At 71.5% G+C, this 24,927-nt stretch carries 25 protein-coding genes; 13 read left to right on the top strand and 12 right to left on the bottom strand.

Annotated elements, in window-relative coordinates:
• The first annotated feature begins 5 nt into the window (after positions 1 to 5).
• Complete coding sequence (locus OG792_RS24605; protein WP_329102692.1) at positions 6 to 809, top strand: site-2 protease family protein; 804 nt, start codon at positions 6 to 8, stop codon at positions 807 to 809.
• Between the two features lie 150 nt (positions 810 to 959).
• Here OG792_RS24605 and OG792_RS24600 read toward each other — a convergent pair whose 3' ends face one another.
• Both OG792_RS24600 and OG792_RS24595 read right to left on the bottom strand, forming a co-directional pair.
• Positions 960 to 1,955, bottom strand: a complete 996-nt coding sequence (locus tag OG792_RS24600) for an aldo/keto reductase family protein (protein ID WP_329102690.1) — start codon at positions 1,953 to 1,955, stop codon at positions 960 to 962.
• A 151-nt stretch (positions 1,956 to 2,106) separates the two neighbouring features.
• On the bottom strand, positions 2,107 to 4,017 hold the full coding sequence (locus OG792_RS24595; RefSeq protein WP_329102688.1) for a tetratricopeptide repeat protein: 1,911 nt from the start codon (positions 4,015 to 4,017) through the stop codon (positions 2,107 to 2,109).
• A gap of 984 nt (positions 4,018 to 5,001) precedes the next feature.
• Between OG792_RS24595 and OG792_RS24590 the strand changes: the two genes are divergently transcribed.
• The 4 genes from OG792_RS24590 (at position 5,002) to OG792_RS24575 (ending at position 10,213) form a co-directional block, all read left to right on the top strand.
• Positions 5,002 to 5,784, top strand: coding sequence for a hypothetical protein (locus OG792_RS24590; RefSeq protein WP_329102685.1), 783 nt, complete (start codon positions 5,002 to 5,004; stop codon positions 5,782 to 5,784).
• A 1,927-nt stretch (positions 5,785 to 7,711) separates the two neighbouring features.
• Positions 7,712 to 8,383: an ABC transporter permease gene (locus OG792_RS24585; protein ID WP_329102682.1), complete on the top strand. Its 672-nt coding sequence runs from the start codon at positions 7,712 to 7,714 to the stop codon at positions 8,381 to 8,383.
• Complete coding sequence (locus tag OG792_RS24580; RefSeq protein ID WP_329102680.1) at positions 8,376 to 9,197, top strand: ABC transporter permease; 822 nt, start codon at positions 8,376 to 8,378, stop codon at positions 9,195 to 9,197. The genes OG792_RS24585 and OG792_RS24580 overlap by 8 nt, the downstream gene beginning before the upstream one ends.
• The gene (locus tag OG792_RS24575) at positions 9,194 to 10,213 is read left to right on the top strand and encodes an ABC transporter ATP-binding protein (protein ID WP_329102679.1); all 1,020 of its coding nucleotides are present in this window, start codon (positions 9,194 to 9,196) and stop codon (positions 10,211 to 10,213) included. The genes OG792_RS24580 and OG792_RS24575 overlap by 4 nt, the downstream gene beginning before the upstream one ends.
• Here OG792_RS24575 and OG792_RS24570 read toward each other — a convergent pair.
• Positions 10,197 to 10,763 (bottom strand): helix-turn-helix domain-containing protein, encoded by a 567-nt coding sequence (locus tag OG792_RS24570; RefSeq protein WP_329102677.1) that lies wholly within the window; start codon positions 10,761 to 10,763, stop codon positions 10,197 to 10,199. The genes OG792_RS24575 and OG792_RS24570 overlap by 17 nt on opposite strands.
• Positions 10,764 to 10,829: 66 nt before the next feature.
• Between OG792_RS24570 and OG792_RS24565 the strand changes: the two genes are divergently transcribed.
• Both OG792_RS24565 and OG792_RS24560 read left to right on the top strand, forming a co-directional pair.
• The gene (locus OG792_RS24565; protein ID WP_329102675.1) at positions 10,830 to 11,516 is read left to right on the top strand and encodes an AzlC family ABC transporter permease; all 687 of its coding nucleotides are present in this window, start codon (positions 10,830 to 10,832) and stop codon (positions 11,514 to 11,516) included.
• Entirely contained in the window at positions 11,510 to 11,818 is a 309-nt protein-coding gene (locus OG792_RS24560) for an AzlD domain-containing protein (protein WP_329102673.1), read from the top strand. The genes OG792_RS24565 and OG792_RS24560 overlap by 7 nt, the downstream gene beginning before the upstream one ends.
• 65 nt (positions 11,819 to 11,883) lie before the next feature.
• Here the strand turns inward: OG792_RS24560 and OG792_RS24555 are convergent, their stop codons facing one another.
• From OG792_RS24555 to nadA, 3 genes are all read right to left on the bottom strand, one after another.
• Positions 11,884 to 12,498 (bottom strand): DUF3043 domain-containing protein, encoded by a 615-nt coding sequence (locus tag OG792_RS24555; RefSeq protein WP_329102671.1) that lies wholly within the window; start codon positions 12,496 to 12,498, stop codon positions 11,884 to 11,886.
• A 79-nt stretch (positions 12,499 to 12,577) separates the two neighbouring features.
• On the bottom strand, positions 12,578 to 13,933 hold the full coding sequence (gene murA, locus OG792_RS24550) for a UDP-N-acetylglucosamine 1-carboxyvinyltransferase (RefSeq protein ID WP_329102670.1): 1,356 nt from the start codon (positions 13,931 to 13,933) through the stop codon (positions 12,578 to 12,580).
• Between the two features lie 235 nt (positions 13,934 to 14,168).
• Complete coding sequence (gene nadA / locus OG792_RS24545) at positions 14,169 to 15,338, bottom strand: quinolinate synthase NadA (RefSeq protein ID WP_329102668.1); 1,170 nt, start codon at positions 15,336 to 15,338, stop codon at positions 14,169 to 14,171.
• A 67-nt stretch (positions 15,339 to 15,405) separates the two neighbouring features.
• Here nadA and OG792_RS24540 point away from each other — a divergent pair, with 67 nt between their 5' ends.
• Positions 15,406 to 16,560, top strand: coding sequence for a glycerate kinase family protein (locus tag OG792_RS24540; RefSeq protein ID WP_329102665.1), 1,155 nt, complete (start codon positions 15,406 to 15,408; stop codon positions 16,558 to 16,560).
• 64 nt (positions 16,561 to 16,624) lie between these two features.
• Here the strand turns inward: OG792_RS24540 and OG792_RS24535 are convergent, their stop codons facing one another.
• Positions 16,625 to 18,175: an MFS transporter gene (locus tag OG792_RS24535; RefSeq protein ID WP_329102663.1), complete on the bottom strand. Its 1,551-nt coding sequence runs from the start codon at positions 18,173 to 18,175 to the stop codon at positions 16,625 to 16,627.
• A gap of 87 nt (positions 18,176 to 18,262) precedes the next feature.
• On the opposite strand from OG792_RS24535, the gene OG792_RS24530 reads away from it, so the two are divergent.
• The 4 genes from OG792_RS24530 (at position 18,263) to OG792_RS24515 (ending at position 20,890) form a co-directional block, all read left to right on the top strand.
• Positions 18,263 to 18,658 (top strand): MarR family winged helix-turn-helix transcriptional regulator, encoded by a 396-nt coding sequence (locus tag OG792_RS24530; protein WP_329102662.1) that lies wholly within the window; start codon positions 18,263 to 18,265, stop codon positions 18,656 to 18,658.
• Between the two features lie 112 nt (positions 18,659 to 18,770).
• Positions 18,771 to 19,148 carry an iron-sulfur cluster insertion protein ErpA gene (gene erpA / locus OG792_RS24525; RefSeq protein WP_442791981.1) on the top strand — a complete coding sequence of 126 codons (378 nt, stop codon included), beginning with the start codon at positions 18,771 to 18,773 and terminating at the stop codon, positions 19,146 to 19,148.
• A 270-nt stretch (positions 19,149 to 19,418) separates the two neighbouring features.
• A complete protein-coding gene (locus OG792_RS24520) occupies positions 19,419 to 20,396 on the top strand; it encodes a carbohydrate kinase family protein (RefSeq protein WP_329102660.1) in 978 nt (325 codons plus the stop codon).
• Positions 20,393 to 20,890: an AAA family ATPase gene (locus OG792_RS24515; RefSeq protein WP_329102658.1), complete on the top strand. Its 498-nt coding sequence runs from the start codon at positions 20,393 to 20,395 to the stop codon at positions 20,888 to 20,890. Before OG792_RS24520 ends, OG792_RS24515 begins: the two co-directional genes overlap by 4 nt.
• 113 nt (positions 20,891 to 21,003) lie before the next feature.
• Here OG792_RS24515 and OG792_RS24510 read toward each other — a convergent pair whose 3' ends face one another.
• The 3 genes from OG792_RS24510 to OG792_RS24500 form a co-directional block, all read right to left on the bottom strand.
• Positions 21,004 to 21,846 carry a YybH family protein gene (locus tag OG792_RS24510; protein WP_329102655.1) on the bottom strand — a complete coding sequence of 281 codons (843 nt, stop codon included), beginning with the start codon at positions 21,844 to 21,846 and terminating at the stop codon, positions 21,004 to 21,006.
• Positions 21,847 to 21,912: 66 nt separating this feature from the next.
• Positions 21,913 to 22,101, bottom strand: a complete 189-nt coding sequence (locus OG792_RS24505; protein ID WP_329102653.1) for a DUF397 domain-containing protein — start codon at positions 22,099 to 22,101, stop codon at positions 21,913 to 21,915.
• Positions 22,102 to 22,118: 17 nt separating this feature from the next.
• Positions 22,119 to 22,967, bottom strand: coding sequence for a helix-turn-helix domain-containing protein (locus tag OG792_RS24500; protein ID WP_329102651.1), 849 nt, complete (start codon positions 22,965 to 22,967; stop codon positions 22,119 to 22,121).
• 111 nt (positions 22,968 to 23,078) lie between these two features.
• Between OG792_RS24500 and OG792_RS24495 the strand changes: the two genes are divergently transcribed.
• Positions 23,079 to 23,447, top strand: coding sequence for a hypothetical protein (locus OG792_RS24495; RefSeq protein WP_329102649.1), 369 nt, complete (start codon positions 23,079 to 23,081; stop codon positions 23,445 to 23,447).
• Here OG792_RS24495 and OG792_RS24490 read toward each other — a convergent pair.
• The gene (locus OG792_RS24490; protein WP_329102647.1) at positions 23,423 to 23,671 is read right to left on the bottom strand and encodes a sulfurtransferase TusA family protein; all 249 of its coding nucleotides are present in this window, start codon (positions 23,669 to 23,671) and stop codon (positions 23,423 to 23,425) included. The two genes, OG792_RS24495 and OG792_RS24490, sit on opposite strands and share 25 nt — an antisense overlap.
• Positions 23,668 to 24,840, bottom strand: a complete 1,173-nt coding sequence (locus OG792_RS24485; RefSeq protein WP_329102645.1) for a cysteine desulfurase family protein — start codon at positions 24,838 to 24,840, stop codon at positions 23,668 to 23,670. Before OG792_RS24485 ends, OG792_RS24490 begins: the two co-directional genes overlap by 4 nt.
• Between the last annotated feature and the right edge of the window lie 87 nt (positions 24,841 to 24,927).

Raw genomic sequence — 24,927 nt, 5'->3', positions numbered from 1 at the left:
GCCTGATGGGCTTCGAACACTCGGGCCGCGACCGGCTGGTGCTCGGGGTGCCACGGGAAGCGTTCCGGCCGAGCCCCATCTTCCTGGCCCTGGTCGCGCTCTTCGTGACCAGCGGCGTACTGAGCTGGAACAAGTTCGGCAACGTACGGTTCGACGTCTTCCTGTTTGTCGTCAGCGGCTGGCTGGTCTCGCTCTGCCTGCACGAGTACGCCCACGCGATCGTGGCGTTCCGGGCCGGGGACCGGGGAGTGGCCCACCGGGGCTACCTCACCCTCAACCCGCTGAAGTACAGCCACCCGCTGCTGTCGATCGTCTTCCCGGTCGTGATCGTGCTGCTCGGTGGCATCGGCCTACCCGGCGGCGCGGTCTGGGTCGACCACCACCAGATCCCCGGTCGGCTGCGCCACACCCTGGTCAGCCTCGCCGGGCCGGCGACCAATGTGCTCTTCGCCCTGGTGTTGGTGCTGCCGTTCGCGTTCACCCTGGACATCGGCGCGCACCCGGAGTTCTGGGCCGGCGTCGCGCTGCTCGGTTTCCTCCAGCTCACCGCGAGCGTGCTCAACCTGCTGCCGGTGCCGGGCCTGGACGGCGGCAACATGCTCTATCCGTGGCTGTCACCGCAGTGGCGGCGCGGCTACGACCTGATGGCCCCGTACGGCTTCCTGCTGCTGTTCGCGCTGCTCTGGAACCCGCGGATCAGCAACTGGTTCTTCTCCGCCGTGTTCACCGTCGGCGACTGGCTCGGCCTGCCCAGCCCGCTCTACGCCGCCGGCTACGACCTGATCCGATTCTGGCAGGACTGGCTGTGACGGCGTTCGCCCGAACGTGACGGCCGTTCGCCCGAACGTGACGGCGGTTGGCCCAAACGTGACGGCCGTTCGCCCGAACGTGACGGCGGTTGGCCCAAACGTGACGGCCGCCCGGCACCCGCGCGAGGAGCGGGTGCCGGGCCGGTACGACTACGGGCGGGCCGGGCTCTGCGTCTTGGCCGGGTCCCGCTCGGTGATCGGTGAGACGATCTCGTCGATCGCCTTGAGCAGGTCGGCGTCGAGCTTGACCCCGGCCGCCTTGACGTTGTCCGCGACCTGCTCGGGGCGGGTCGCGCCGACGATCGCCGACGACACGTTCGGGTTCTGGAGCACCCAGGCGACCGCGAGCTGGGGCATGCTCAGCCCGGCCTGGTCGGCCAGCGGCTTGAGCCGCTGCACGGTGGTCAGCACCTCGTCGGTCATGAACCGGGCGATGAACGACGCCCCGGACTTCTCGTCGGTGGCCCGGGAGCCGGCCGGCGGCGGCTGGCCGGGCAGGTACTTGCCGGACAGCACGCCCTGCGCCATCGGTGAGAAGACGATCTGACCGATCCCCAGTTCCTCGCTGGCCGGTACGACCTCGGCCTCGATCACCCGCCACAGCATCGAGTACTGCGGCTGGTTGGAGACCAGGTGGATCTTCAACTGGCGGGCCAGTTCGTACGCCTCGCGGATCTCGTCCGCGCGCCACTCGGACACCCCGATGTAGAGCGCCTTGCCGGAGCGTACGACGTCGGCGAAAGCCTCCATCGTCTCTTCGAGCGGCGTGGTGTAGTCGTACCGGTGGGCCTGGTACAGGTCGACGTAGTCGGTCTGCAACCGGCGCAGCGAGCCGTTGATCGACTCCATGATGTGCTTGCGGGAGAGCCCCCGGTCGTTCGGTCCGGGACCGGTCGGCCAGTAGACCTTGGTGAAGATCTCCAGCCCCTCCCGGCGCTGCCCCTGTAGGGCTCGACCGAGTACGGCCTCGGCGCGGGTGCCGGCGTAGACGTCGGCGGTGTCGAACGTGGTGATGCCGTGGTCCAGTGCGGCTTGGACGCAGGCCAGGGCGGCGTCCTCCTCGATCTGCGAGCCGTGGGTGATCCAGTTGCCGTACGAGATCTCACTGACCTGGAGACCGGAACGGCCAAGGTGTCGGAAGTCCATGCTCCAGACCATAACCTTTGCCGATATCGTTTCAATGATCGACTAGCCGGGCCGGAATCTACCGTTTCGAGCCGCCGACCCGGCTGCCGTCCGATCCGATGGTCCGACGTCCGATCGAAACCCCGGCCCAGCCATCAGGCTTGGTGGTCGCTCAGAGTACCGGCTTGGTGTCCGCCAGCAGTCGGTCGATCTCGTCCATCACGTCGTTGCGGCTCGGGTGGACCGGGTCGATCAGCAACTCGCCGCGCCGGTCGAGCGCGCCCCACTGGCCGTCCGGGGTGGCGATCAGGAACGCCACCGGGTGGATCACCATCGCCGGGTACGCCGGAGACACGATCACCCGGCCGGTCCGGTCGACCACTCCCTTGCGTCCGCCGAGGTCGACGATGGCGAGTCCCTCGTCGGTGAAGCCCTCGACGTAGCGACCGTCGGTCAGGGCGGTGGCGAACGCGGCGTACCGGGTTGGCAGCACCTCCCGGCCGGTCTTGTCGACCGCACCCCAACCGCCGCGCCGGATCGCGGCGACACCCCGGCGGAACGGCCGTACGTCGTCGCAGCCCTGCCCGATCACGACCCGGTTGTTCCGGTCGACGGCGATCCAACCCCCGGTACCGTCCCGGGAGACCCAGGCCAGTCCGTCGGCGAACGAGCCGACGCCGAGGTAACCGGCGTCCGCCCCGATCAGCAGCTCACCGGACTCGTCGATCAGTTCCCAGGTACGGGCTTCCGGCCGGCGTACCCAGGCCACCCGGTCGTGGAACGGCTGGGCGTCGGCGTAGCTCGGCAGGATCGCCGACTCGCCGTCCGGCGTGGTGTAGCCCCAGCGTTGCATCCGTTCGCTGAACGCCGGCACCGGCGGCCGGTGCACCTGGAGGATGACGTCCCGGTCCCGGGGGTACGGTCCCCAGCCCTGCTGCGCGACCTTGCTGAACACCGCGTCCAGGGCGAGTTCGGTACGGGCGATCAGGTCCGGGTCCTCGACCTTGCGCAGTTCGAGCGCCTTCTCGAAGTGGTTGCACGCCTCGATGTAGCGGCCCTGGTCGTAGCAGGAACGACCGGCGTGCTCGTGCATCGTGGCGCGCAGCCGGTCCGGCAACTCGGACGAGTTCGCCTCCTCGAACAGCCGGTCGGCCTCGGCGAAGTCGCCACGCCACTGGAGCACGTGTGCCAGCCGGGCCTGGGCGATGGCGATCCGCCGCAGTTCCCCGGTGGCCTCCGCGTGCCCCAGGGCGAGCTTGCCGTCGGCGAGCGCCTTGCCCAGCTCGCCGAGGATCCGGGAGACCACCGCGCGCAGACTGAGCAGCCGAGCCCGGGTGCGGTTGTCCTGGGCCAGATCCACCTTTTCGGTCAGCCGATCCCGGATCGCCCGCAGCTCGTCCGGATCCTCGACCAACTCCCGCAGCGTCTCGTGGTGAAACCTCCACCGGTACGCCGAGAGCACCTGCTCCGGGTCCGGCGGCGGCGATTCGGGTGCTTCGTCCGGCGGCGGTGCCTCCGGCACGGTCGGCTCGTCCGGCGTGATGATCGGGGTGAGCATGGTCGGTGCTCGCAGTGCCGTGGCGGCGCCGGCTGCCGGGCCCTCCGGCGCGGGCAGCACGGTGTCCGGGCTGGCCTCGGCGACCGGTGAGCCCGGTGGAGAGGTGGCCAGCGGCGGCCCCGACACCGGCAGCGGATCCTCCGGCAGTGTGCCCTCGGCCGGGTACTCGTCGTCGGCGAGGTGTTCCACGTCGAGCGGGCGCGACAGTGTCGTCCCACCGCCGTCTGCCGGCTCTGCCGAGGGGACGCCCGGTGCCGCCCCGGTCCACGCCTCGGCCGCCGGCTCCCCGTTCCCCGGAGCGCCCGGAGCGCCCGGAGCGCCCGCAGCGGTGGCCGGGTCGTCCGTCGCCGCAAATTCCCGTCCCCCCGAGGTGGTGCCGACCGGGCTCCCCGACGCCGTCACCCCCGCCTCGGCAACCGGTTCGGCCGGTACGCCGAGCGGGGCGGCGCCCGCTGTCGCCACCGCCGGGTCGACCGCAACCGACCCGGCGCCGATGCCGACACCGGCCACCGGACCTGCCGGCATGCCGATCACCGTCGCCGATCCGCCGGAGGCGTCGACATCCGTCGCCGGTCCACTGTCGGCCGTCGTCCCCGTCCCCGTCCCCGTCCCCGTCCCCGTCCCGGTTGACTGTGCCGCTTCCACGGCGCTGCCGCTGGTCCCCGTCGCTCCCACGCTAACGCTGGTCGATGCCGCTTCAGGAGTGGTGCCGCTGGTCATCGCTACTTCAGGTGCGGTACCGCTGGTCGGGACGGTCTCGGTGGGGCTACCGGTGGGGGCGGATGCCGCCGCTCCGACGGTGGCGCCGTCGGTCGGGCGCGGTGCGGCGGGCGGCCAGGGAGCGGGAGCCGGAGCCGGGACGGGCCCGGAGGTAGAGACGGCCGTGGGGACCGGCTCCGTGGCGGGAGCCGAGGTCCGGTCCGAATCGGCGGGCGCCGCAGCGCCGGAAGCGCTGGCGGGCTCCGCTGCCAATGTCCCGCCCGACCCAACGCCCGGCCCGGCGGGTGCCGTCGCGAGGAGTTCGGCCTCGTGGCCCGCTGTGGCACCGATGCCCCTCGGCAGTACCGAACCCGGTGGCACAAGCTCCGCCGAACCCGAACCCGAACCCGAACCCGAACCCGAACCCGAACCCAGCGACGGCGATCGCGACCCCGACGGCGCGCCGGGCGACGCCGACTCGACGGTTGATGTGCTGTCGACGGGCGATGTGGAGCCGCCTGCCGGAACGGGCGCAGTCGAAGCTGGTCCGGCAGGCAGCGCTGGCGCGGGTTCGAGCCGGACCACCGGTGTCACGGGCTCGACCGCTGTGGCCTCGGCGGGCGTGGGCTCGAACGTCGTGGGCTGGAACGACGAGGGTTCGACCGCCGCGGGTTCGGCGGGCGTGGGCTCGATCGGCGTGGGTTCGGCGGGCGTGGCGTGGGGCGGGGTCGGTGGTGGGGGCGCGGTGAGGAACTCCAGTCGCAGGCCGGCCGCCGGAGGAGCGGAGACCGGCGTACGCGGGGGCTCGCCGTGTTCCTTCGGCCCGGTGGGCTGGGCGGTACGGCTGGTCGCCTCGTCGTCGGTCGGCGGGAGCAGCCAGCCCGAGGTGGGGTCGCGGCCCTCGACCGGTTCGCCAGCGCGCTGGGACGGCACCGGTCGTTCGGTGGGCGCCGGAACGGGCTCGGCCGCCTGGGGCCGCCGTTCGCGCTTCGGCGTGAACAGATCGGCGCCGCTCGGCAGCGGATCGTTCGTCACCGGCGCACCGGAGGTGGGCGTGGTCGCCGCATCCGGCGCCCGGTACGGCGTCGGCGCGGCGTCGAGCGGCCAGCCCGCCCCGGGCGGCACCTGGCCCGGCCGGTCCTGGCCGGCAACCCGATCCTGGCCGGGCCGGTCCTGGCCGGCAACCCGATCCTGGCCGGGCCGGTCCTGGCCGGCAACCCGATCCTGGCCGGGCCGAGGCTGTTCGGTAAATCGGTCCTGGCCGGGCCGCAGGTGTTCGGCGGGCCGGTCGTGGCTCGGGCGGATCTGCTCGGCGGGCCGGTCGTGCCCCGGCCGAGCCTGTTCCACGGAACGGTCGGGCCGGATCGGCGGCGCGGGGCGGCCGGCTGCCGGGCCGGGATCGACCATCGGCGGTCGCTGGGTGCCGGGCTCGGGCGAGCGGTAACCATCGCGGGGCGGCGGCAGGTCCCGGTGTACGGCGGGACCGCGGTCGGGGGACCATCCGCCGTCCGATCCCGGTCCGGTCCGCCGGTCGTATGGTGGCACGGGTTCATGCTCGGAGCGTCCGGTGTTCGGCGGTTGGCGACGGGGTGACTCGGCACCGGGCTGGTACCCCGGCTCACTCCGCCCCGGCCGCTCAGCCGGGCCGTCGCCCCGGCCGGGACGGGGGATGTCTCCGGGACGGGGAATGCCACCGGGTCCGATCGGGACCTGGGCGTCCGGCGCGGACCGGCCGGGCCGGTGCGTCTGGGCGCGGTCGGATCCGTCGGAGCCGGTGAAGCGGCGGTCGGCAGACGACGGCCGGCGGCCCGGCAGCGCCTGGGTCTCCTCGGGTGCGGCGTCCGTCCGCCAGGGGCCGGTCCGGTCGTACGGCGCCATCGGGCCTGCGCCGTCGCGCGGCGTTTCCGCGTCCTGCCCGTATGGCCGCCGCTCCCGCGCCTCCCAGTCTTGTTCGTATGCGGCGGGCTCGTAGCCGCCGGGGCGGCCCCGTTCCTGCTGGTACCGCTGCTCCGGCAGTTCGGTCGACCGGTACTCGCCGGGCCCCGAAGCGTTTGGTCCGCCGTGCCCGGCGCCAGCGGGCACACCACGACCCGGACCGCCGCCGGGATGTGCCGGACTGACCGGATGTGCCGGACTGACCGGATGTGCCGGACTGACCGGATGTGCCGGACTCACCGGGTGCGCCGGACTGACCGGATGCGCCGGACTCACCGGGTGCGCCGGACTCACCGGATGCGCCGGGCTGACCGGATGTGCGGGGCTGACCGGACGCGCCGAACCGACCGGGTGCGCGGGGCCGACGGGGTGCGCCGGACCTGCCGGGCCGACCGGGCGTGCGGGCGGGAGCGGTCCGCCCCAGTGTTCGGCCCGGTCGGGTGTGACCGGTGTGGCCCGGCCGTCCTGTGCCGGACGCCGGCTGTCGATGCTCGGTTGCTGGCCCCACTCACTCGGATTTCCGTAGCCGGAGGGCTGACCCATCTCACGAGCGGCACCATGGATCGGCTGCTGACCGTGCCGGGAGGACGAGCCGCGCTCCGATTGCTGTCCGCGCCACGAGGACGAGCTGTCGTCCGGTCGTTGTCCGCGCCACGAGGACGAGTCGTCGTCCGGTTGCTGTCCGCGCCACGATGATGAGCTGTCGTTCGGTTGCTGTCCGCGCCACGACGACGAGCTGTCGTCCGGTCGCCGACCGTGTCGTGAGGACGAGTCGCGTTCCGGTTGCTGGCCACGCCACGAGGACGAGTCGTCGTCTGGTTGCTGGCCGCGCCACGAGGACGAGTCATGGTCCGGTTGCTGTTGGCCGTGCCGTGACGGTGGACCGTGGTCGGGCTGTTGGGCGTACCGGGAAGGTGGGGCCTGGTCCGGCGGCGGACCGGATGGGTAGGTCGGGCGGTGACCCTGGCCCGACGGTTGGCCGTGCCCCGGACTCGAACCGCGACCGGAAAACTGGGTCGGGTTCGAGTCATCGGGGTGCGAGGATGGGCCGTCGTGCGGGGGGACGCCGGCCCGGCCGGATACGACCGACGCGCGGCCCGCCGGGCGCGGGGGGCGCCTCGGCCCGGGATCGCCGGGGTAGCGCTGGCCGGGAAAGGCGGCCTGCCACTCGGTGGTCGGTTCGTTCATCCAGGCGGGATCGGCCGGCTCTCCCCAGCGGTCCCGGTAGCGATCCGTCATGAGGTGACCCCGTTCCGGCGGGGGGCGCGGCGCGGCCGGTGGAACGGCTCGCGTCGCTCACTCACGGCGGTGTCACCTCGTCGGAAATTCTCACTGGGCAGCCGGGGGCGCCGGTAAGGTCGCCCGGCCCGCTACAGCGTGGTCGCGGAAGGAGGGTAACGGCGTGGGCTCGGTCACCGCCACTGCGGCACCGCCGATCAGTAGAAACATCGTGTCCTTGTTCCGGACATTTACTGCGATAACAGGATCAGGGTACCGTCGCTATTCGACGTACCGACAGGCGACTCTTGCCGGGGCCTTCACCAACACGGTCTTCGGCTTTCTCAAGTGCTACATCCTGCTCGCCGTGGCGACCGGAGCGGGTGGCCGGGCGGCCGGCTACGACCCGGCGCAACTGGCCACCTTCGTCTGGGTCGGGCAGGGACTGCTGGCCGTGGTCGGCCTCTGGGGCTGGACCGATCTGGCTGATCGGATCCGGACCGGGGACATCGCCACCGACCTGCTCCGACCGGTGCACCCGGTGGTCGGCTACCTCGCCACCGACCTCGGGCGGGCGGCGTACGCGATGCTGACCCGCTTCGTCCCGCCGGTACTCACCGGTCCGATCTTCTTCGACGTCTACCTGCCGACCCGGTGGCAGACCGCCCCGCTCTTCCTGGCCTCGGCGGTCCTCGCCGTGGTCGCCTCGTTCGGCTGCCGTTACCTGGTCAACGCCACGACGTACTGGCTGGCGGACGCGCGCGGGCCGCTGCTGCTCTGGACCCTCTACTCCGGCGTCCTCGCCGGGCTCTACTTCCCGCTGCGCTTTCTGCCGGACTGGGCCAGCGTGTCGCTCTGGCTGGCCACCCCGTTCCCGAGTCTGATGCAGACCCCGCTCGACGTGGTGGTGGAACGCGACCGGCTGCCGGTGCAGGCCGGGCTGGTCGGCGTACAGGTGGTCTGGGCGGTGCTGCTCCTGTTCGCCTGCCACCTGGTGCAGCGGCGGGCCGAGCGGCGGCTGGTGGTGCAGGGTGGCTGAGCGGCAGGAGCAGGCTGGGCCGGGGGTCGGCTACCTGGCGCTGCTGCGCGGGCAGGCGCGGTCGCAGGCGTCGTACCGGACTTCGTTCGTCGTCGACCTGGTCGGCAACGTCGGCGCCACCGTCTTCGACGTGGCCACGGTGCTGGTGCTGTTCCAGGTGACCCGTACCCTCGGCGGCTTCGACGTACGCGAGGCGATGGTGATGGTGGGCCTGTCCGCCTGCTCCTTCGCTACCGCCGACCTGGCCGTCGGCAACATCGAACGGGTCCGGACCTACGTCCGGACCGGGCTGATGGACGCCGTGCTGGTCCGCCCGCTCGGCGCGCTGCCGCAACTGTTGCTGATGGATCTGCCGCTGCGCAAGGTGTCCCGGGCGGTGTTCGGGCTCGCCGTGCTGGTCGTGGCGCTGGTCGCGGCCGATGTCGACTGGACCCCGGCACGGGTGCTGCTGGTGGTCGTCGCCCCGCTGGCCGGGGCGGTCTTCTTCGGCTCGATCTTCGTCGCCTCGGCCACGCTCGCGTTCTATTGGATCGACTCGGGCGAGGTCGGCAACGCGTTCACCTACGGTGGTCGGGACTTCACCGCGTACCCGATAACCGTCTACGGTGGATGGTTCCGCGCGATTTTCGCGTACGGCCTGGGGTTTGCCTTCGTGGCCTATCACCCGGCGCTGGCGCTGCTCGGCCGAGCCGACCCGCTCGGCCTGCCGGGCTGGGTCGGGTGGGCCGCGCCGGGCGTCGCGGGGCTGGCCGCCGTCGGCGCCGCCGCCGCTTGGCGGACCGGCATCAGACACTACCGGAGTACGGGGTCATGAGCGACGTCATCGAAGCGCGCGGACTGCGCAAGGAGTTCACCGTACGGGTGAAGGCCGGCCGGTTGCGCCGGACGAAGAAGGTCGTCACCGCGGTCGACGGGGTGGACCTGGCGGTGGCCCGGGGCGAGATGGTCGGCTACATCGGACCGAACGGCGCCGGCAAGTCCACCACCCTGAAGATGCTCACCGGTGTGCTGATGCCCTCCGGCGGCGAGGTACGCGTCTGCGGGCTGACCCCGGTGACCCAGCGGACCCGGTTGGCGCTGCGGATCGGCGTGGTGTTCGGCCAGCGCTCCCAGCTCTGGTGGGACCTGCCGCTGCGGGAGTCGTTCGACCTGCTGCGGCACATCTACCGGGTGCCGGCCGCCGAGCACGCCGCCCGGCTGCGCCGCTGCCGGACCCTGCTCGACCTGGACGAGTTCCTGGACACCCCGGTCCGCCAGCTCTCCCTCGGCCAGCGGATGCGCGGTGAGCTGACCGCCGCGCTGCTGCACGGGCCGGAGGTGCTGTTCCTGGACGAGCCGACGATCGGGCTGGACCTGGTGAGCAAGCAGGCGGTCCGGGAGTTCCTGGGCGAGTTGGGTCGGGCCGGCGACACCACCCTGCTGCTGACCACGCACGACCTGGCCGACATCGAACGGCTCTGCCGGCGGCTGGTGGTGATCGATCACGGTCGGGTGGTGCACGACGGCGGCATCGACGCGCTGCACGCCCGGTACGGTTCCCGCCGCCTGGTCGTGGTCGACCTGGACGAACCGCTGGCCGATCCGCCAGTGCTGCCGGGCGCGCCGGTGCGGCGGATCGAGGCGGACGGCCGGCGTCTGGTCTTCGAACTGGAGTCGGCCACCGCGGCCGAGGTGGTGGCCCGGCTGGCCGGGTTGGCGACCCTGCGCGACCTGGCGATCGTCGAGCCGGACATCGAGGATGTCGTCCGCCGCCTCTACCAGACCCCGGCGCCGGCCGGTGTCGTCCCGCCGCAGTCGGCGCCGCGTGTCGATCTCACGGGTGCTCCATGACCAGCACGGCGAAGGTGCCCGGGGCGAGCGCCTCGTAGCGGTGCGGTACGTCGCCGGGAAAGGCGGCATAGTCGCCCGGTTCGAGTTCCACCGGTGCCGACGCCGGTCCCGTACGCAGCCGCCCGGCGCCGACGACCAGGTGCTCGATGCTGCCGGGGATGTGTGCGGTGGCGTCGCGTACCGCACCGGGTTCGAGGGCGAGCAGGTAGATGTCGCGGCGGCTGTGCGGCGCGCCCGCGGCGAGCAGGGCGGCGGTGAGGTCGGCCTGGTCGGAGCGGAGCGCGCTGCCGTGGCCGGCGCGGATGACCCGTACCGCCGGGGCGGGTTCCTCGACCAGCCGGCTGAACGGCACCCCCAACGCCACGCCGAGCGCCCAGACGGTTTCCACGCTGGGGTTGCCGGTGCCGGCTTCGAGCTGGGAGAGGGTCGACTTGGCGATGCCGGCCCGGCGGGCCAGTTCGGTGAGCGAGATGCCGGCCCGTTCGCGTTCCCTGCGCAGGGCGGCGGCGATGGTGGCCACGGGCGAGCCGGGCGGTGACGGTGACGACATGTTCACTCCATCGGACTGTCTGTTCGGTTTGACGAACGCGGTTCACGGCGTTCATTATTCTGAACCATGCGTACGGTAGACCGAACAACCGACCGAGCCCTGCTGCGCGACATCGGCGCGCTCAGCGTGGCGATCATCGCGGTCGGCGCCTCCTTCGGCGCCATCGCGGTCGCCGCCGGGCTGCCGATCTGGGCGGTCGTCGCGATGTCCGCCGTGCTCTACGCGGGCGGGGCGCAGTTCATGGCCGTCGGGCTGGTCGCCGCCGGCAACCCGCTCGCCGCGGTGCTCGCCGGGCTGCTGCTCAACGCCCGGCACCTGCCGTTCGGGCTCACCCTCGGCGACACCCTCGGCACCGGTTGGCGGGCCCGACTCCTCGGCGCCCACCTGATGACCGACGAGACCACCGCCTTCGCGCTCGGCCAGCCCGAGGGTGCCGCCCGGCGGCGCGCGTACTGGCTGGCCGGGGTGCTGCTCTTCCTGGCCTGGAACGCCGGCACCGTGCTCGGCGTACTGCTCGGCGGGTTCGCCGGTGACCCGAACCGGCTCGGTCTGGACGCGGCCTTCCCGGCCGGTCTGCTCGCCCTGCTGCTGCCCGTCCTGCGGGACCCGGACACCCGCCGGGTCGCGGTGGTCGGCGCACTCGCCGCCGTGGCACTGACCCCGGTCCTGCCGGCCGGTCTGCCGGTGCTGCTGGCACTCGGCGGGCTCGGCGTACTCGCGCTGCCCCGGAACAAGCCGGTACGGCCGTGCTGATCGCGGTGATCCTGGCCCTGGCCGTCGGCACGTACGCCTTCCGGCTGGCCGGTGTGGTGCTGCGGGAACGGGTTGACCTGCCGGACTGGCTGGCCCGGCTGCTGCCGATCGCCGCCGCCACCATGCTCGCCGCACTGGCCGCCACGGCGGCGCTCACCGAGGGCGGTGCCTTCGCCGGGGTGGCCCGCCCGGCCGGCGTACTGGTCGGGCTGGTCCTGGCCGTCCGGCGGGCGCCGTTCGTGCTGGTGGTGGTCGCCGCCGCCGGCACCACGGCGGCGCTCCGCCTGCTCGGCGTCGCCTGAGCCGCCTGCTCGCGTGAGCCGCCTGCTCGCGTGAGCCGCCTGCTCGCGTGAGCCGGGAAGCGAGGCTAGATCTTGTCGCCGATGTTGACCCGGGGGATCGGCGCTCGCATCCGGCGGAAGGTGATCGAGCGCATGATCGCGTAGAGGTAGAGCGAGCCCATCCGCAACTGGGTCTTGGGGAACCGCTCGCGGACCAGCCGCCGGATCTTCCCGGAGATCAGGATCGAGTCGATCACCAGACCGATGGCGAGCGCGCCCCAGAGCAGGTTCGAGACCAGCCGTACGACCGGCGGCATCGCGCCCGACGAACCGATCAGCACGATCAGGGCGCCACCGAAGAACCAGGTGCCGACCGTACGACGGGAGTCGACCACGTCCCGGGCCAGCATCCGCTCCGGCCCCCGGTCGCGGGGTCCGCCCTCGCGCCGGAACTCGGCCGCCGCCTCGGCGCGGGCGACCCGGCGACGCTCGCGCGCCTCCTGCTTGTTCGCCGGTGGGCGGGTTTCCACCGCACCCGGTCGACGCCCCGCGGTCGGGCGCTTCGGCGTCTGCACGCCGAGTTCCTTCTTGCTGGGTGTGTAACCCCGGGGGCGGGCGGCATCGGTCGCCTCGTCGGACGTCACCGCGGTGACGTTCTCCTCGACAAGGTCGGTGGACTTACGGCGAAACAACGACGGCACGGATGAAGGGTAGCGGGCGGCTGACGCCTTCCACACATCACGGTGTGCGGAGGGCGTCAGCCACGACGCGATACGGACGTTACGGTCGTTCCGCGTGGGCGCCGAGGGCGGAGAGCTTCGCCTCGAAGTCCTCGTACCCGCGGTTGATCAGGTCGACGCCGTACACCCGGGAGGTGCCCTCGGCGGCCAGTGCGGCGATCAGGTGGCTGAACCCGGCCCGCAGGTCCGGGATGACCAGGTCGGCGGCGTGCAGCTTGCTCGGGCCGGCGATCACCGCGGAGTGCTTGAAGTTGCGCCGGCCGAACCGGCACGGGGTGCCGCCGAGGCAGTCGCGGTAGACCTGGATGGTGGCGCCCATCTTGTTCAGCGCCTCGGTGTAGCCCAGCCGCTGCTCGTACACGGTCTCGTGCACGATCGACAGGCCCCGGGCCTGGGTCAGCGCGACCACCAGGGGCTGCTGCCAGTCGGTCATGAAGCCGGGGTGGACGTCGGTCTCCAGGGCCACCGCCTGCAACTCGCCGCCCGGGTGCCAGAACCGGATGCCGCCCTCCTGGCCCTCCGAGCCGAGTCGCGGCGGGCGGGCGTCGGTCACCTCGTACGCGCCGCCGACCGAGCGGAACACGTTCAGGAAGGTCATCATGTCGACCTGCTCGGCCCCGAGCACCTCGACGTCACCGCCGGTGGCCAGCGCCGCCGCCGCCCAGCTCGCCGCCTCGATCCGGTCCGGGATCGGCCGGTGGGTGTAGCCCGTCAGGCGCGACACCCCCTGGATCTCGATCACCCGGTCGGTGTGCACCTTGATGATCGCGCCCATCTTCTGGAGGATCGCGATCAGGTCGATGATCTCCGGCTCCACCGCCGCGTTGCGCAGCTCGGTGACGCCCTCGGCCATCACGGCGGTGAGCAGCACCTGCTCGGTCGCACCGACACTCGGGTACGGCAGCTCGAACTTGGTGCCGTGCAGGCCGCTCGGCGCGGTGAGGTGCATGCCCTCCGGCGTCTTGTCCACGACCGCGCCGAACTGCCGCAGCGCCTGGATGTGGAAGTCGATCGGTCGGGGACCGATGTGGCAGCCGCCGAGGTCGGGGATGAACGCGTGCCCGAGCCGGTGCAGCAGGGGCCCGCAGAACAGGATCGGGATCCGGCTCGACCCGGCGTGCACGTTGATCTCGTCCGTGGTGGCGCTCTCCACGTTCGCCGGGTCGAAGACGAGCTCGCCGTTCTCGGCGCCGTCCGAGACCCGGACCCCGTGCAGTTCGAGCAGACCCTTGACGATCTCGACGTCGCGGATGCGCGGCACGTCGAACAGGCGGCTCGGAGTGTCGCCGAGCAGGGCGGCGACCATCGCCTTCGAAACAAGATTCTTGGCGCCGCGGACCCGGATCTTCCCCGACAACGGGGTACCTCCGTGCACGACCAGAACGTCGTCGGTCAACGCAACCTCCAGCGGATAGGTGCTGCCGGGTAATAAGGGGTGCGGGGCGGCTGAGCGTCACTCACGGCCGTAGCCCGCGGGGCGCAGCCGCGGGGATACGGCTGGCTCTGTGTCGCCTGGGCAGCATAGCGCTCCGTGACCGAAATGGCGTTGGTCACCCCGACCTAGATGGCACGAAATCGGGACGTCACTGCTTATCGGTACGGCGGCCATTACTGCACGTAATTGTGTCTGCTCACGGTAGGGCGAGCATCTGGTCCAGCGCCCGCTTGGCGTGGTGGGCGGTGTCCGGGTCCACCGTGATCTGGTTGACCACGCGGCCGGCGACCAGCTCTTCGAGGGCCCAGACCAGGTGCGGCAGGTCGATCCGGTTCATCGTCGAGCAGTAGCAGACCGCCCGGTCGAGGAACATGATCTGCTTGTCCGGGTGGGCGTTGGCGAGCCGGCGTACCAGGTTGAGTTCGGTGCCGACCGCCCAGGCCGAGCCGGCCGGCGCGGCCTCGATCATTTTGATGATGTATTCGGTGGAACCGACATAGTCGGCGGCCGTCACCACGTCGTAGCGGCATTCGGGGTGCACCAGCACGTTTACCCCGGGCACCCGCATCCGAACCTCGTTCACACTGCTGAGGGTGAACCGGCCGTGCACCGAGCAGTGCCCGCGCCAGAGGATCATCTTGGCCTCGCGCAACTGCTGCGGGGTGAGCCCACCGCCCGGCTTGTGCGGGTCGTAGAGCACACAGTCGTCCGCGTCCAACCCCAGCTCCAGCACGGCGGTGTTGCGGCCCAGGTGCTGGTCGGGCAGGAACAGCACCCGCTGGCCGCGCTCGAACGCCCAGCGCAGCGCCCGTTGCGCGTTGGACGAGGTGCAGACCACACCGCCGTTGCGACCGACGAAGCCCTTGATGTCGGCGGACGAGTTCATGTACGTCACCGGCACTGTCGAACCCGCGACGCCCAGCTCCTCCAGCACCTCCCAGGCCGTCTCGACCTGCGGCAGCGCGGCCATGTCCGCCATCGAGCAGCCGGCGGCCAGGTCGGGCAGGATGACCTTCTGCCGGTCGGTGGTGAGGATGTCGGCGCTCTCGGCCATGAAGTGCACGCCGCAGAAGAGGATGTACTCCGCGTCCGGCCGGGCGGCGGCCTCGCGGGCCAGCTTGAACGAGTCGCCGGTCACATCGGCGAACTGGATCACCTCGTCGCGCTGGTAGTGGTGGCCGAGCACGAACACCCGCTGGCCGAGTTTGGCCTTCGCCGCGGTCGCCCGAGCGACCAGGTTCGGGTCGCTCGCCGGGGGCAGCTCCCCCGGACAGTCCACGCCACGCTCGCTGTCCGGGTCGGTCCCGCGACCCAGCAGGAGCAGGGCGGTAGCGGTGTTTGACGGCTCTACCCAGGTCGAAGTCACGCCCCCCATGCTCCCACAGCGCGGCCCGCCCGCAGCGGCTGCCGATGTGGGCTGCCACACTGCCGGGATGCGGGTTCTGATCTGTCCAGACAAATTCGCCGGTACTCTCTCCGCCCCCGAGGTGGCCGCCGCGGTGATCGCCGGCTGGCACGACACCGCGCCCGGGGACCAGGCCATCGCCCGACCGCTGGCCGACGGCGGTCCGGGCTTCGTCGAGGTGCTCGCCGAGGCGGTCGCCGGGCGTCGGCTGACGGTGCCGACCGTCGATCCGCTCGGCCGCCCCGCGCAGGGCGAGATCCTCGTCACCGACCCGGACGGCGCCGGTGGCGGACCCATCGCGTACGTCGAGAGTGCGATGGCCTGCGGCCTGCACCTGCTCGCCCCGGACGAGCGCGACCCGTTGACCACCACCTCGTACGGGCTGGGGCTGCTGGTGGCCGCCGCGGTCGAGGCGGGGGCCCGACGGGTGGTGATCGGGCTCGGTGGCTCGGCCACCAACGACGCCGGTGCGGGCATGCTCGCCGCGCTCGGCGCCGCCCCGATCGACGAGATCGGCCACGCCCTGCCGTACGGGGGCGCCGCGCTGAGCACCGCCTCGGCGCTGGCCGGCGCACCCCGACTGCGGGAGGTGGAACTGGTCGCGGCGACGGACGTGGACAACCCGCTGACCGGCCTGCACGGCGCCTCGAACGTGTACGGGCCGCAGAAGGGTGCCTCACGCGAGGACGTGTTCCTGCTCGACTCGGCGCTGGAGGTGTTCGCCGGCGTACTGGAGCGGGAGCTGCCGACCTGCCCGCCGGGCCTGGCCACCCTGCCCGGTGCGGGTGCGGCCGGTGGGCTCGGCGCGGCGATCCTCGCCCTGGGCGGGCGCTGCGAGTCGGGCATCGCCCTGGTCAGCGACAAGATCGGGTTGGCCGCCGCGCTGGACGAGGCCGATCTGGTGATTACCGGCGAGGGCTCGTTCGACCACCAGTCGCTGCGCGGCAAGGTGGTCGCCGGGATCGCCGGTGCGGCCCGCGACCGGGGCCTGCCCTGCGTGGTGCTGGCCGGTCGGGTCAGCGCCGGGCGGCGGGAGGCGGCGGCGGCCGGGGTGACCGAGTCGTACAGCCTGGTGGACTACTTCGGTGGCGAGGAACACGGCGGGGTCGAGCGGGCGATGACCCGCCCGGCCGAGGGCCTGCGTGCGGTCAGCGCCCGCCTCGCCGGCCAGTGGAGCCGCTGACCACGTAGTAAGTCACGTAGTAAGTAAGGAAGGGCCCCGGTCACCGGGGCCCTTCCTGCACACCTCAGGCGGCCCGGCCGATCCGCTCCAGTTCGGTACGGCTGTAGTCCGCCGGCACGTGGTCCAGCCCACTGCGGTCGGCCGGCGTACCACGGTGGCGGCCGCGCCGGTCGAGTACGCCGACCACGGCGACCAGCAGCCCGAACACGGCGATCCCGCTGACCAGCCCGATCGCCGGGTAGAACGAGTCCGGTACGTGTCCGGGTGCCGGAGCGTCGCTGGCCAGGATCGCGGTGACCCCGGCCAGGGCGATCGCCCCGCCGATCTGGAACGAGGTCTGGACCAGCCCGGAGGCGAGCCCCTGCTCCTCGTCGGCCACCCCGGAGGTGCCCTGGATGTTCAGGGTCGGGAAGGCCAGTGCGAACCCGGCGCCGAGCAGCAGCATCGTGGGCAGGATCACCCCGACGTAGTGTGCCTGCCCGTCGATCCGCAGGAACAACAGGTACGCGGCCAGGAAGGCGACGAAGCCGCCGGCCACCACCGGGGCGGTGCCGAACCGGTTGACCAGCCCGCCGACCCGTGGCCCGCCGAAGGCGACGATGAGCCCGGCCGGCAGGAACGCCAGCGCCATCGACAGCGGCGACCAGCCGAGCACCACCTGCACGTACAGCGTGCCGATGAACTGGAACCCGATGTAGGAACCGGTCACCGCGAGCGCGCCCAGGTTGGCCCGGACCAGGGTCCGGTTACGCAGGATGCCCAGGCGTACCAGCGGGTGGGCGACCCGGCGTTCGATCGCCACGAACGCCACGACCAGCGCCGCCACCAGGGCGAAGGACCCGAGCGTACGGGCCGAAAGCCAGCCGGCGTTCGGCGCTTCGACCACGGCGTACACCAGGAGCAGTAGCGCCGCGGTGGAGGTGGCCGCGCCGCCGAGGTCGTAGCCGGCACCGGTCGGACGCTCGGTGCGGTGACGCGGGATGAGCCGGATGCCGGCGATCAGGATGACCAGGGCGATCGGTGCCGGCAGCAGGAAGGTCAGGCGCCAGCCGGCCTCGGTCAGCAGCCCGCCGAGGATGAGACCCATGGAGAAGCCGCTGGCCCCGCAGGCGGTGTAGAAGCTCAGCGCCCTGTTGCGGGCCGGGCCCTCGTGGAACGTGGTGGTGATGATCGACAGGCCGGCCGGCGCGGTGAACGCGGCGGCGACGCCCTTGACGAAGCGGGTGCCGATCAGCAGGTTCGGGTCGTCGACCAGGCCGCCGAGCAGGGACGCGACGGCGAACACGCCGATCGCCCAGAGGAAGACCCGGCGCCGGCCGAGCAGGTCGGCGGCCCGGCCACCGAGCAGCAGCAGGCCGCCGTAGCCGAGCACGTATCCGCTGACGATCCACTGGAGGGCCGAGTTGGACAGGCCGAGGTCGCTCTGGATCGAGGGCAGTGCCACGCCGACCATCGAGATGTCGAGACCGTCGAGGAACAGCGCGCCACAGAGTACGAGCAGGGTGCCGTACAGGCGGGCGGTCATGTGCGGCCCGCCGGCGGTGGTGGGCTCCGGGGCAGTGTGCCCGGATGGTGGCTCGCTGTCGGATTTGGTCGGAGTTGTGGAAAGCGCCATGTCAGGGAACTTACTTGCGCCTGCATCTAATGCACAAGCAATAAGTGCATGAACACATTTTGCTTGAGCATCTGGTAGGATCGCGGCGTGTCCGAAGACGACCGGCTGGTAACCGAATGGCGTCACCTCGCCAGCAGGTACGCCGCGGCTTCGTGCGCGCTCGAACGCGAGCTGCACGATCGGCACGGCCTCGGAATGAGCGAATTCGAGGTCATCGACCGACTCGCCAGTGCAGAGGCGGCCAAACTTCGCATGCAGGAGCTGGCCGAACTGGTACACCTGAGTCAGAGCGCGCTGAGCCGGGCGGTTGCCCGGCTGGAACGCGACGGGTTGGTCTGTCGGGCGCTCTGCGAGCAGGACCGTCGCGGCGTGTTCGTCACGCTCACCGACACGGGTCGGCAGCGGCAGGAAGAGGCCCGGCCCACCCAGCGGGCGGTCCTGGAAGCGAGCCTCGGACCGGCGAGCGCGCCGGCAGCCGGGTGACCCGCACCTCATCGACCTACAATTAGATCCGAACCACATTGGGAATGGCCGGTCAGAGGGCTAGCGTTGGCCAGTACGGACCCAAAGACACCGTCGCAGGGGAGACTTTCACGTGACCACGCCAGTGCAGACCGAGTCGACTGAGTCGACCGAGGCAAAGGCCCCAAGCAGCATTGCCCTCACCGACATCGCGGCGCAGAAGGTCAAGGCCCTGATCGAGCAGGAAGGCCGCGACGACCTGCGGCTGCGGGTCGCCGTCCAGCCGGGTGGCTGCTCCGGCCTGCGGTACCAGCTCTTCTTCGACGAGCGTTCGCTCGACGGCGACGTCGTCAACGACTTCGGCGGCGTAGAGGTTGTCGTCGACCGGATGAGCGTTCCGTACCTCACCGGCGCGACCATCGACTTCGCCGACCGGATCGACGCCCAGGGCTTCACCATCGACAACCCGAACGCGCAGAACTCCTGCGCCTGCGGCGACTCGTTCCACTAGAGCCGACCGCTCGGCGACGCGCCCCCGGCGTGTCCCACCAGAACCACCGGCGGGGCCTCCGTGCCACCTCCGCTGCCTGCCCGACGTACTGACCCGTCGGCTGGACAGGGGAGTTGGCGGGAGGTCCCGCTTTTTTGCCGTACCGGGGATTTCTTCGTCCTTGCGCTTCGTGGCCCGGCGGTGGACGCTGACCGACGGACCGGCGACGACACGGTGGCCGGGCCGGTAGGCTTACTCGGCTGTACAACCGACACCGACCCGAGGGCCGACATGAAGATCGCCGTTACTGGCTCGATCGCCACTGACCACCTGATGCACTTCCCGGGCAGGTTCGCCGACCAGCTCCTCGCCGACCAGCTCGACAAGGTGTCCCTCTCCTTCCTCGTCGACGACCTCGTGCTCCGCCGTGGTGGGGTGGCGGCCAACATCGCCTTCGGGATGGCGCAGCTCGGACTGCGGCCGATCCTGCTCGGCGCCGTCGGTGCCGACTTCGCCGACTACCGGTCCTGGTTGGAGCGCCACGGCGTCGACTGCGACTCGGTGCACGTAAGCGAGGTTGCACACACCGCCCGCTTCGTCTGCACCACCGACCTCGACATGTGCCAGATCGCCTCCTTCTACGCCGGGGCGATGAGCGAGGCCCGCAACATCGAGCTGGCCCCGGTCGCCGACCGGGTCGGCGGCCTCGACCTGGTCCTGGTCAGCGCGAACGACCCGGCCGCGATGCTCCGCCACTCCGCCGAGTGCCGGGAGCGCGGTTACGCCTTCGCCGCCGACCCGTCGCAGCAGCTCGCCCGGATGGAGGGCAGCGACGTCAACGCCCTGATCGACGGCGCCGAATACCTGATGACCAACGAGTACGAGAAGTCGCTGTTGCAGAGCAAGGCCGGGCTGACCGACGCCCAGCTCCTGGAGCGGGTCAAGGTCAGGGTCACCACGCTCGGCAAGGACGGGGTGGAGATCGCCGGCCGCGACTTCGCGACGTTCCGGGTCCCGATCGCCCGCGAGATCGAGGCGACCGACCCGACCGGCGTCGGCGACGGCTTCCGGGCCGGTTTCCTCGCCGCGATCTCCTGGGGACTGGGCCTGGAACGGGCCGCCCAGGTCGGCTCGCTGATCGCCACCCATGTGCTGGAAACCGTCGGCCCGCAGGAGTACGAGGTCCGCAGCGACCTGTTCATCAAGCGGATGGCCGAGTCGTACGGGGGCGAGGCCGCCGAGGACATCCGGCCGTACCTGAACGCGTGAGCGGACACCTCGTCGCGTTCGCCGGGCTGCCCGGGGTGGGTAAGAGCACCCTGGCGGCCCGGCTCGGGGCGGCCCTGAACGCCCCGGTGCTGCCGGTCGACCCGATCGAACGAGTGCTCGCCGAGCACGGCGTCTTCAACGACCAGGCCGGCCTGATCTCGTACGGCAGCGTCGCCGCGCTGGCCGAGGTGCAGCTCGGCCTCGGCCTGCCGGTGATCGTCGACGCGGTCAACCCGGTCGCCTCGGCCCGTGGCCTCTGGCACGATCTGGCCGAGCGGGCCGGGGTGCCGCTGCGGGTGATCGAGGTCTGGTGCGCCGACGAGGCCGAACACCGCCGCCGGGTGGAAGAGCGGGTTGCCGCCCCCCTGGTCCCCACCTGGGAACAGACCCTGGTCCGCCGCGCCGAGTACGAGCCCTACATCGGCCCCCGCCTGGTCGTCGACACCTCCATCCCCGGCGACCCCCTCCCCGCCATCCTCACCTACCTCCAGTAACCCCCGGTCGGCCTCCCACCGGTCGCCTGCCTTCGTTGATCATGAAGTTAGCGACGCCTGAACTCGGAAAATCCGTCGCTAACTTCATGATCAACGGCTCTTGACGGCTCGGGTCAGGGCTGGAGGTCGGTTCGGGCCGCGCCGGTGGTGGGGGAGTAGGGGACGGACAGGTGTTGGTGGGTTAGCAGCCAGGTGCCGTTGCGGCGTTCGAAGACCCGGGTGCCACGGGACCAACTGTCGATGGCCGGGGCGTCGGGCGGCTCGATGCGTACGTGGTTGAGGCCCCAGGCGACGGCCAGGTCACCGCGTACCAGGATCTTCAGGTCGGGCACCGTCCAGCTCACGGCCGTCTCACCGGGAGCGGCGTCGAGGTTGCGCTGACAGAGTTCGCGTACGGCGTCGACGCCGACGTAGCGCAGCGGCTCCTCGTGCTCGTACGAGACGACGTCGTCGGCGATGACGGCCATCATGCTGTCCAGGTCGTTCGCGGCGGTGTCGGCGAACCACCGCTCGTGCAGCTCCCGCACCTCCCGCTCGGCGTCGGGATTGTTGTCTTCCGGGTCGGCCAGCGGGAACGAGTGGTGTTCGTGGGCGATCAGCCAGCAGCCGTTCTCCCTGCGCAGGCCGAAGGTCAGTCGCAGGCGACTGGCCGGGTTGGCGGCGAGATCCTGCTCGGTCCCGCAGCGCGCCAGGGCGTACGCGAACGCGACGTCGTCGCCGGCGGTCACCTCCAGCGACTCGATCTCGAACGAGGCGCCCGTGCGCTGCCACTCGAAGAAGGGCGGCCACGTCTCCCGGTAGGCGTCGAGCCCGCGCACCCCCTCGTACGGCGGCGGAACGTCGAACATCACCACATCTTTGGCGTGGTCGGCGAGCACCCCGTCCAGGTCCCCGCCGTGCACCGCCTCGGCCCAGCGCCCGATCAGCGCCCGAATCTGCTCTTCGTTGGTCGACATGGGTAGGCCAATCCCTCCGGCTTGATGACATCCGTCAGGACGTACAACCCCCGCCGACCCTCAAACTCATCGTCCAGCGTGAAAGAGAAACGCTGACCAGGCGGAGCGGTCGAAGACCAGCACGGGCCCGGACGGGTCCTTGCTGTCGCGTACGGCAATCGTGGTGGGTTGGAACGCGCACTCGACGCACGCTCCGTTGTTGGTGCTGCGGCTGCTCTTGACCCAGCGGGCGCGGCTCAGGTCGGGGGTGGACACGGGGGCCTCCGGGGCGGCTAGGCCAGACCGGCCAGCTCCCGGATCATCGCGCGTGAATCGGCGGGGGAGAGGGCGACCTGGCGCAGGTTGTCTGCCACCATGTTATAAGTCCGTACGGTGTCCGGATCCTGCACGTACATCGCCCCGTCGAGCAGTTCGGTGTAGGCGATCGGCCGGACGCGACCGAACTCCAAAACGCAGAAACTGCCGATAGCGCCGGCCGCGTGCGGGCCGTCCTCGGGGCGGATGATCTGGACCGTGATGTTCGGCAGCTCGGACATTTTCACCAGGTGGGCGAGCTGGGCGCGGCGGGTCTCGTCGCCGTTGACGCGTAGGCGTAGGGCCGCCTCGCCGATCACCGCGTGCAGGGTCAGCGGCTCGTCCTCGGTCAACCGCCGGGCGCGGGTCTGGCGGAACGACACGAACCGCTCGGCGTGGTCGGGTCGGACGAAGCCGGTGCCGATGGTCAGCGCCTGGGCGTACTCCTCGGTCTGCAACAGTCCGGGGATCACCATGGACTCGAAGACGAAGGCACCCTCGGCCAGCCCTTCGAGCCCGACGTAGGTCTTGAACCAGTCCGGCATCACGTTTGCCCAGGGTGCCCACCAGGTCTTGGCGTCGGACCGGGTGGCCAGCGAGGTGAGCCGTTCGATCGCCGGCTGGTCGGCGCCGCAGGCCCGCAGCACGGTCGCGATGTCGTCGGGAAACTGCTGGTAGCGACCGCTCTCCATGTGGCCGAGCTTCGGCTTGCCGATCCCGGTCGCGGTGGCGAGTTCGCTCAGCGACATCGGTACGTCACGTCGGTAGCGGCTCAGCTCGGCGCCGATCAGCCAGCGCAGCGCGGAAGGGTCGGTACGGGTCGTCACGGGTACGGCACCTCCAACGGGAATCGATACAAAGCATCATCCCGGTAGCCCTTCCGTTACGCAAGGGAGTCGACTATACGTATAGCAACAGGTGATGCGTAGGAGGTTGAGATGGACGACGTGATGCCCGTACCGGTCGACACCCCGCTCGGCACGCCCGAGGAGTTCCACCAGCTCATGGTCGAACTGGCCACCGACTACGCACCCCGGCGCTTCGCCGTCTGCGAGGAGTACGGCGACCGCGTCGACGGGCGGGTCTACGCCTGGGGCGTCGCGTTCGAGGAGCGCGTCTGGCTCAGTGCGGACGACAGAACCCTCACCGGAAGCTTCGCGAACGCGGAGATCGCGATGGGGGTTCTCCGGCGTACCGGCCGCCAGTTGCGCCTGATCTGGATCGACCAGCCGTCAGCCGCGTACGTGACCGATGAATGTGTGCCGCCGCCGCGCAACGAGGGTCACTGGAGGCGGCGCAGGTCGTAGGCGGGGGAGTTGTCGACGGAGAGCGCGGCGACGAACTCCTGGCCGCGCATGCGGCACCAGGCGGGGAAGTCGATCGCGGCGGCGGGGTCGTCGGCGAGTACTCGGAGGACCGCGCCGATGGGCAGCTCGGGTAGGCGGCGGGCGGCGGCGATCACCGGTAGTGGGCAGCGCTGGCCGAGGCAGTCCAGCACCTCGACCGGATCGGAGGAGGCGGAGGTGGTCACAGGCCCACCACGCCGGCCTCGGCCCGCAGGTCGGCGACGACCGTCGGCAATTCGGCCAGGAAACGGTCCACCTCGGCGGCGGTGCTCTCCCGGTGCAGCGAGATTCGTACGTTGCCGTGTGACAACACTCCCATCGCTGCCAGCACATGCGACGGTTCCAACGTCGAAGAGGTGCAGGACGAGCCGGACGAGACCGCGAACCCGCGCCGGTCCAGCGCGTGCAGCAGCGCCTCGCCGTCGACGTACAGGCAGGAGAAGGTGACCAGGTGCGGCAGTCGGTCGATCGGGTCGCCGACCACCTCGACGTCCGGGACCGTCGCGGCGACGGTCGCCCGGATCCGGTCGACCAGGGTCGAGAGCCGGGCCGCCTCCGCGACCGCGTCGGCGCTCACCGCCCGCAGCGCGGCCGCCGCCGCCACGATCGCCGGCAGATTCAACACCCCCGGCGTACGCCCGGCCTCCCGCTCGTCCTCCGGATACGGCGACAGCCAGCGGGTGCCCTTGCGTACGACCAGCAGCCCCACCCCCGGCGGACCGCCCCACTTGTGTGCGCTGGCCGACAGCACCGACCAGCCCTCCGGCACCGGCACCCGGCCGAGCGACTGGGCCGCGTCGACGTAGAGCGGCACCCCGACGTCCGCGCACGCCCGCGCCGCCGCCGTCACCGGCTGGACCGTGCCGACCTCGTGACTGGCGCTGATCAGTGCGGCGTACGCCACACCGGGCGCGCTCACCGCCGCCGACCAGGCCGCCGGGTCGATCCGACCGAGCCGGTCCACCGGTACGGACACCGCCGAGCCGCCGGCGGCCACGTGCCGCTGCGCGGCATGCAGCACCGCGGAGTGTTCGATCGCCGAGTGCACCAGCGTGCTCCCCGCGCGGCGGCGACCGGCCAACCCGCCGAGCACGGCGGCGTGCGCCGCGGTCGTACCGCTGGCGGTGAAGGACAGCTCGTCGGGGCGTACCCGCAGGATGTCGGCGGTCGCGGCCCGCGCCGCGTCGAGTAGCTGGCGTGCCCGGCGGGCCTGGGTGTAGAGCTTGGCCGGGTCGGCCCAGCCGTCGGTGAGGGCGGCGAGCAGGGCCTGGCGGGCCACCGGGTGCAGTGGCGCGGCGGTGGCGGTGTCGAAGTAGACCGGCGTCGCGCTCTCCGGTGGCGGTACGGGGTTCACACTCGTACGTTAACCCGCGACGGATCGAGCAAGATCCCCATTGGGGGACAGAGTGACCCCAGAGCCGTCCAGCCCGGCATGGTCGAG

Origin of the sequence: Micromonospora sp. NBC_01699 (genome assembly GCF_036250065.1) — a bacterium.
GTDB lineage: Bacteria > Actinomycetota > Actinomycetes > Mycobacteriales > Micromonosporaceae > Micromonospora_G.
Note: the sequence above shows the minus strand (reverse complement) of the source record. Positions and strands in the feature narration are given on the sequence as shown.

What these genes read in the sequence shown, in the direction of transcription:
- OG792_RS24605 (WP_329102692.1), top strand. Translation starts at nt 6, where the DNA reads ATGGGCTTCGAACACTCGGGCCGCGACCGGCTGGTGCTCGGGGTGCCA.
- OG792_RS24570 (WP_329102677.1), bottom strand. Translation starts at nt 10,763, where the DNA reads ATGTCGTCACCGTCACCGCCCGGCTCGCCCGTGGCCACCATCGCCGCC.
- OG792_RS24535 (WP_329102663.1), bottom strand. Translation starts at nt 18,175, where the DNA reads ATGGCGCTTTCCACAACTCCGACCAAATCCGACAGCGAGCCACCATCC.
- OG792_RS24510 (WP_329102655.1), bottom strand. Translation starts at nt 21,846, where the DNA reads ATGTCGACCAACGAAGAGCAGATTCGGGCGCTGATCGGGCGCTGGGCC.
- OG792_RS24600 (WP_329102690.1), bottom strand. Translation starts at nt 1,955, where the DNA reads ATGGACTTCCGACACCTTGGCCGTTCCGGTCTCCAGGTCAGTGAGATC.
- OG792_RS24540 (WP_329102665.1), top strand. Translation starts at nt 15,406, where the DNA reads ATGCGGGTTCTGATCTGTCCAGACAAATTCGCCGGTACTCTCTCCGCC.
- OG792_RS24575 (WP_329102679.1), top strand. Translation starts at nt 9,194, where the DNA reads ATGAGCGACGTCATCGAAGCGCGCGGACTGCGCAAGGAGTTCACCGTA.
- OG792_RS24520 (WP_329102660.1), top strand. Translation starts at nt 19,419, where the DNA reads ATGAAGATCGCCGTTACTGGCTCGATCGCCACTGACCACCTGATGCAC.
- OG792_RS24495 (WP_329102649.1), top strand. Translation starts at nt 23,079, where the DNA reads ATGGACGACGTGATGCCCGTACCGGTCGACACCCCGCTCGGCACGCCC.
- OG792_RS24595 (WP_329102688.1), bottom strand. Translation starts at nt 4,017, where the DNA reads ATGCCGGCAGGTCCGGTGGCCGGTGTCGGCATCGGCGCCGGGTCGGTT.
- OG792_RS24565 (WP_329102675.1), top strand. Translation starts at nt 10,830, where the DNA reads ATGCGTACGGTAGACCGAACAACCGACCGAGCCCTGCTGCGCGACATC.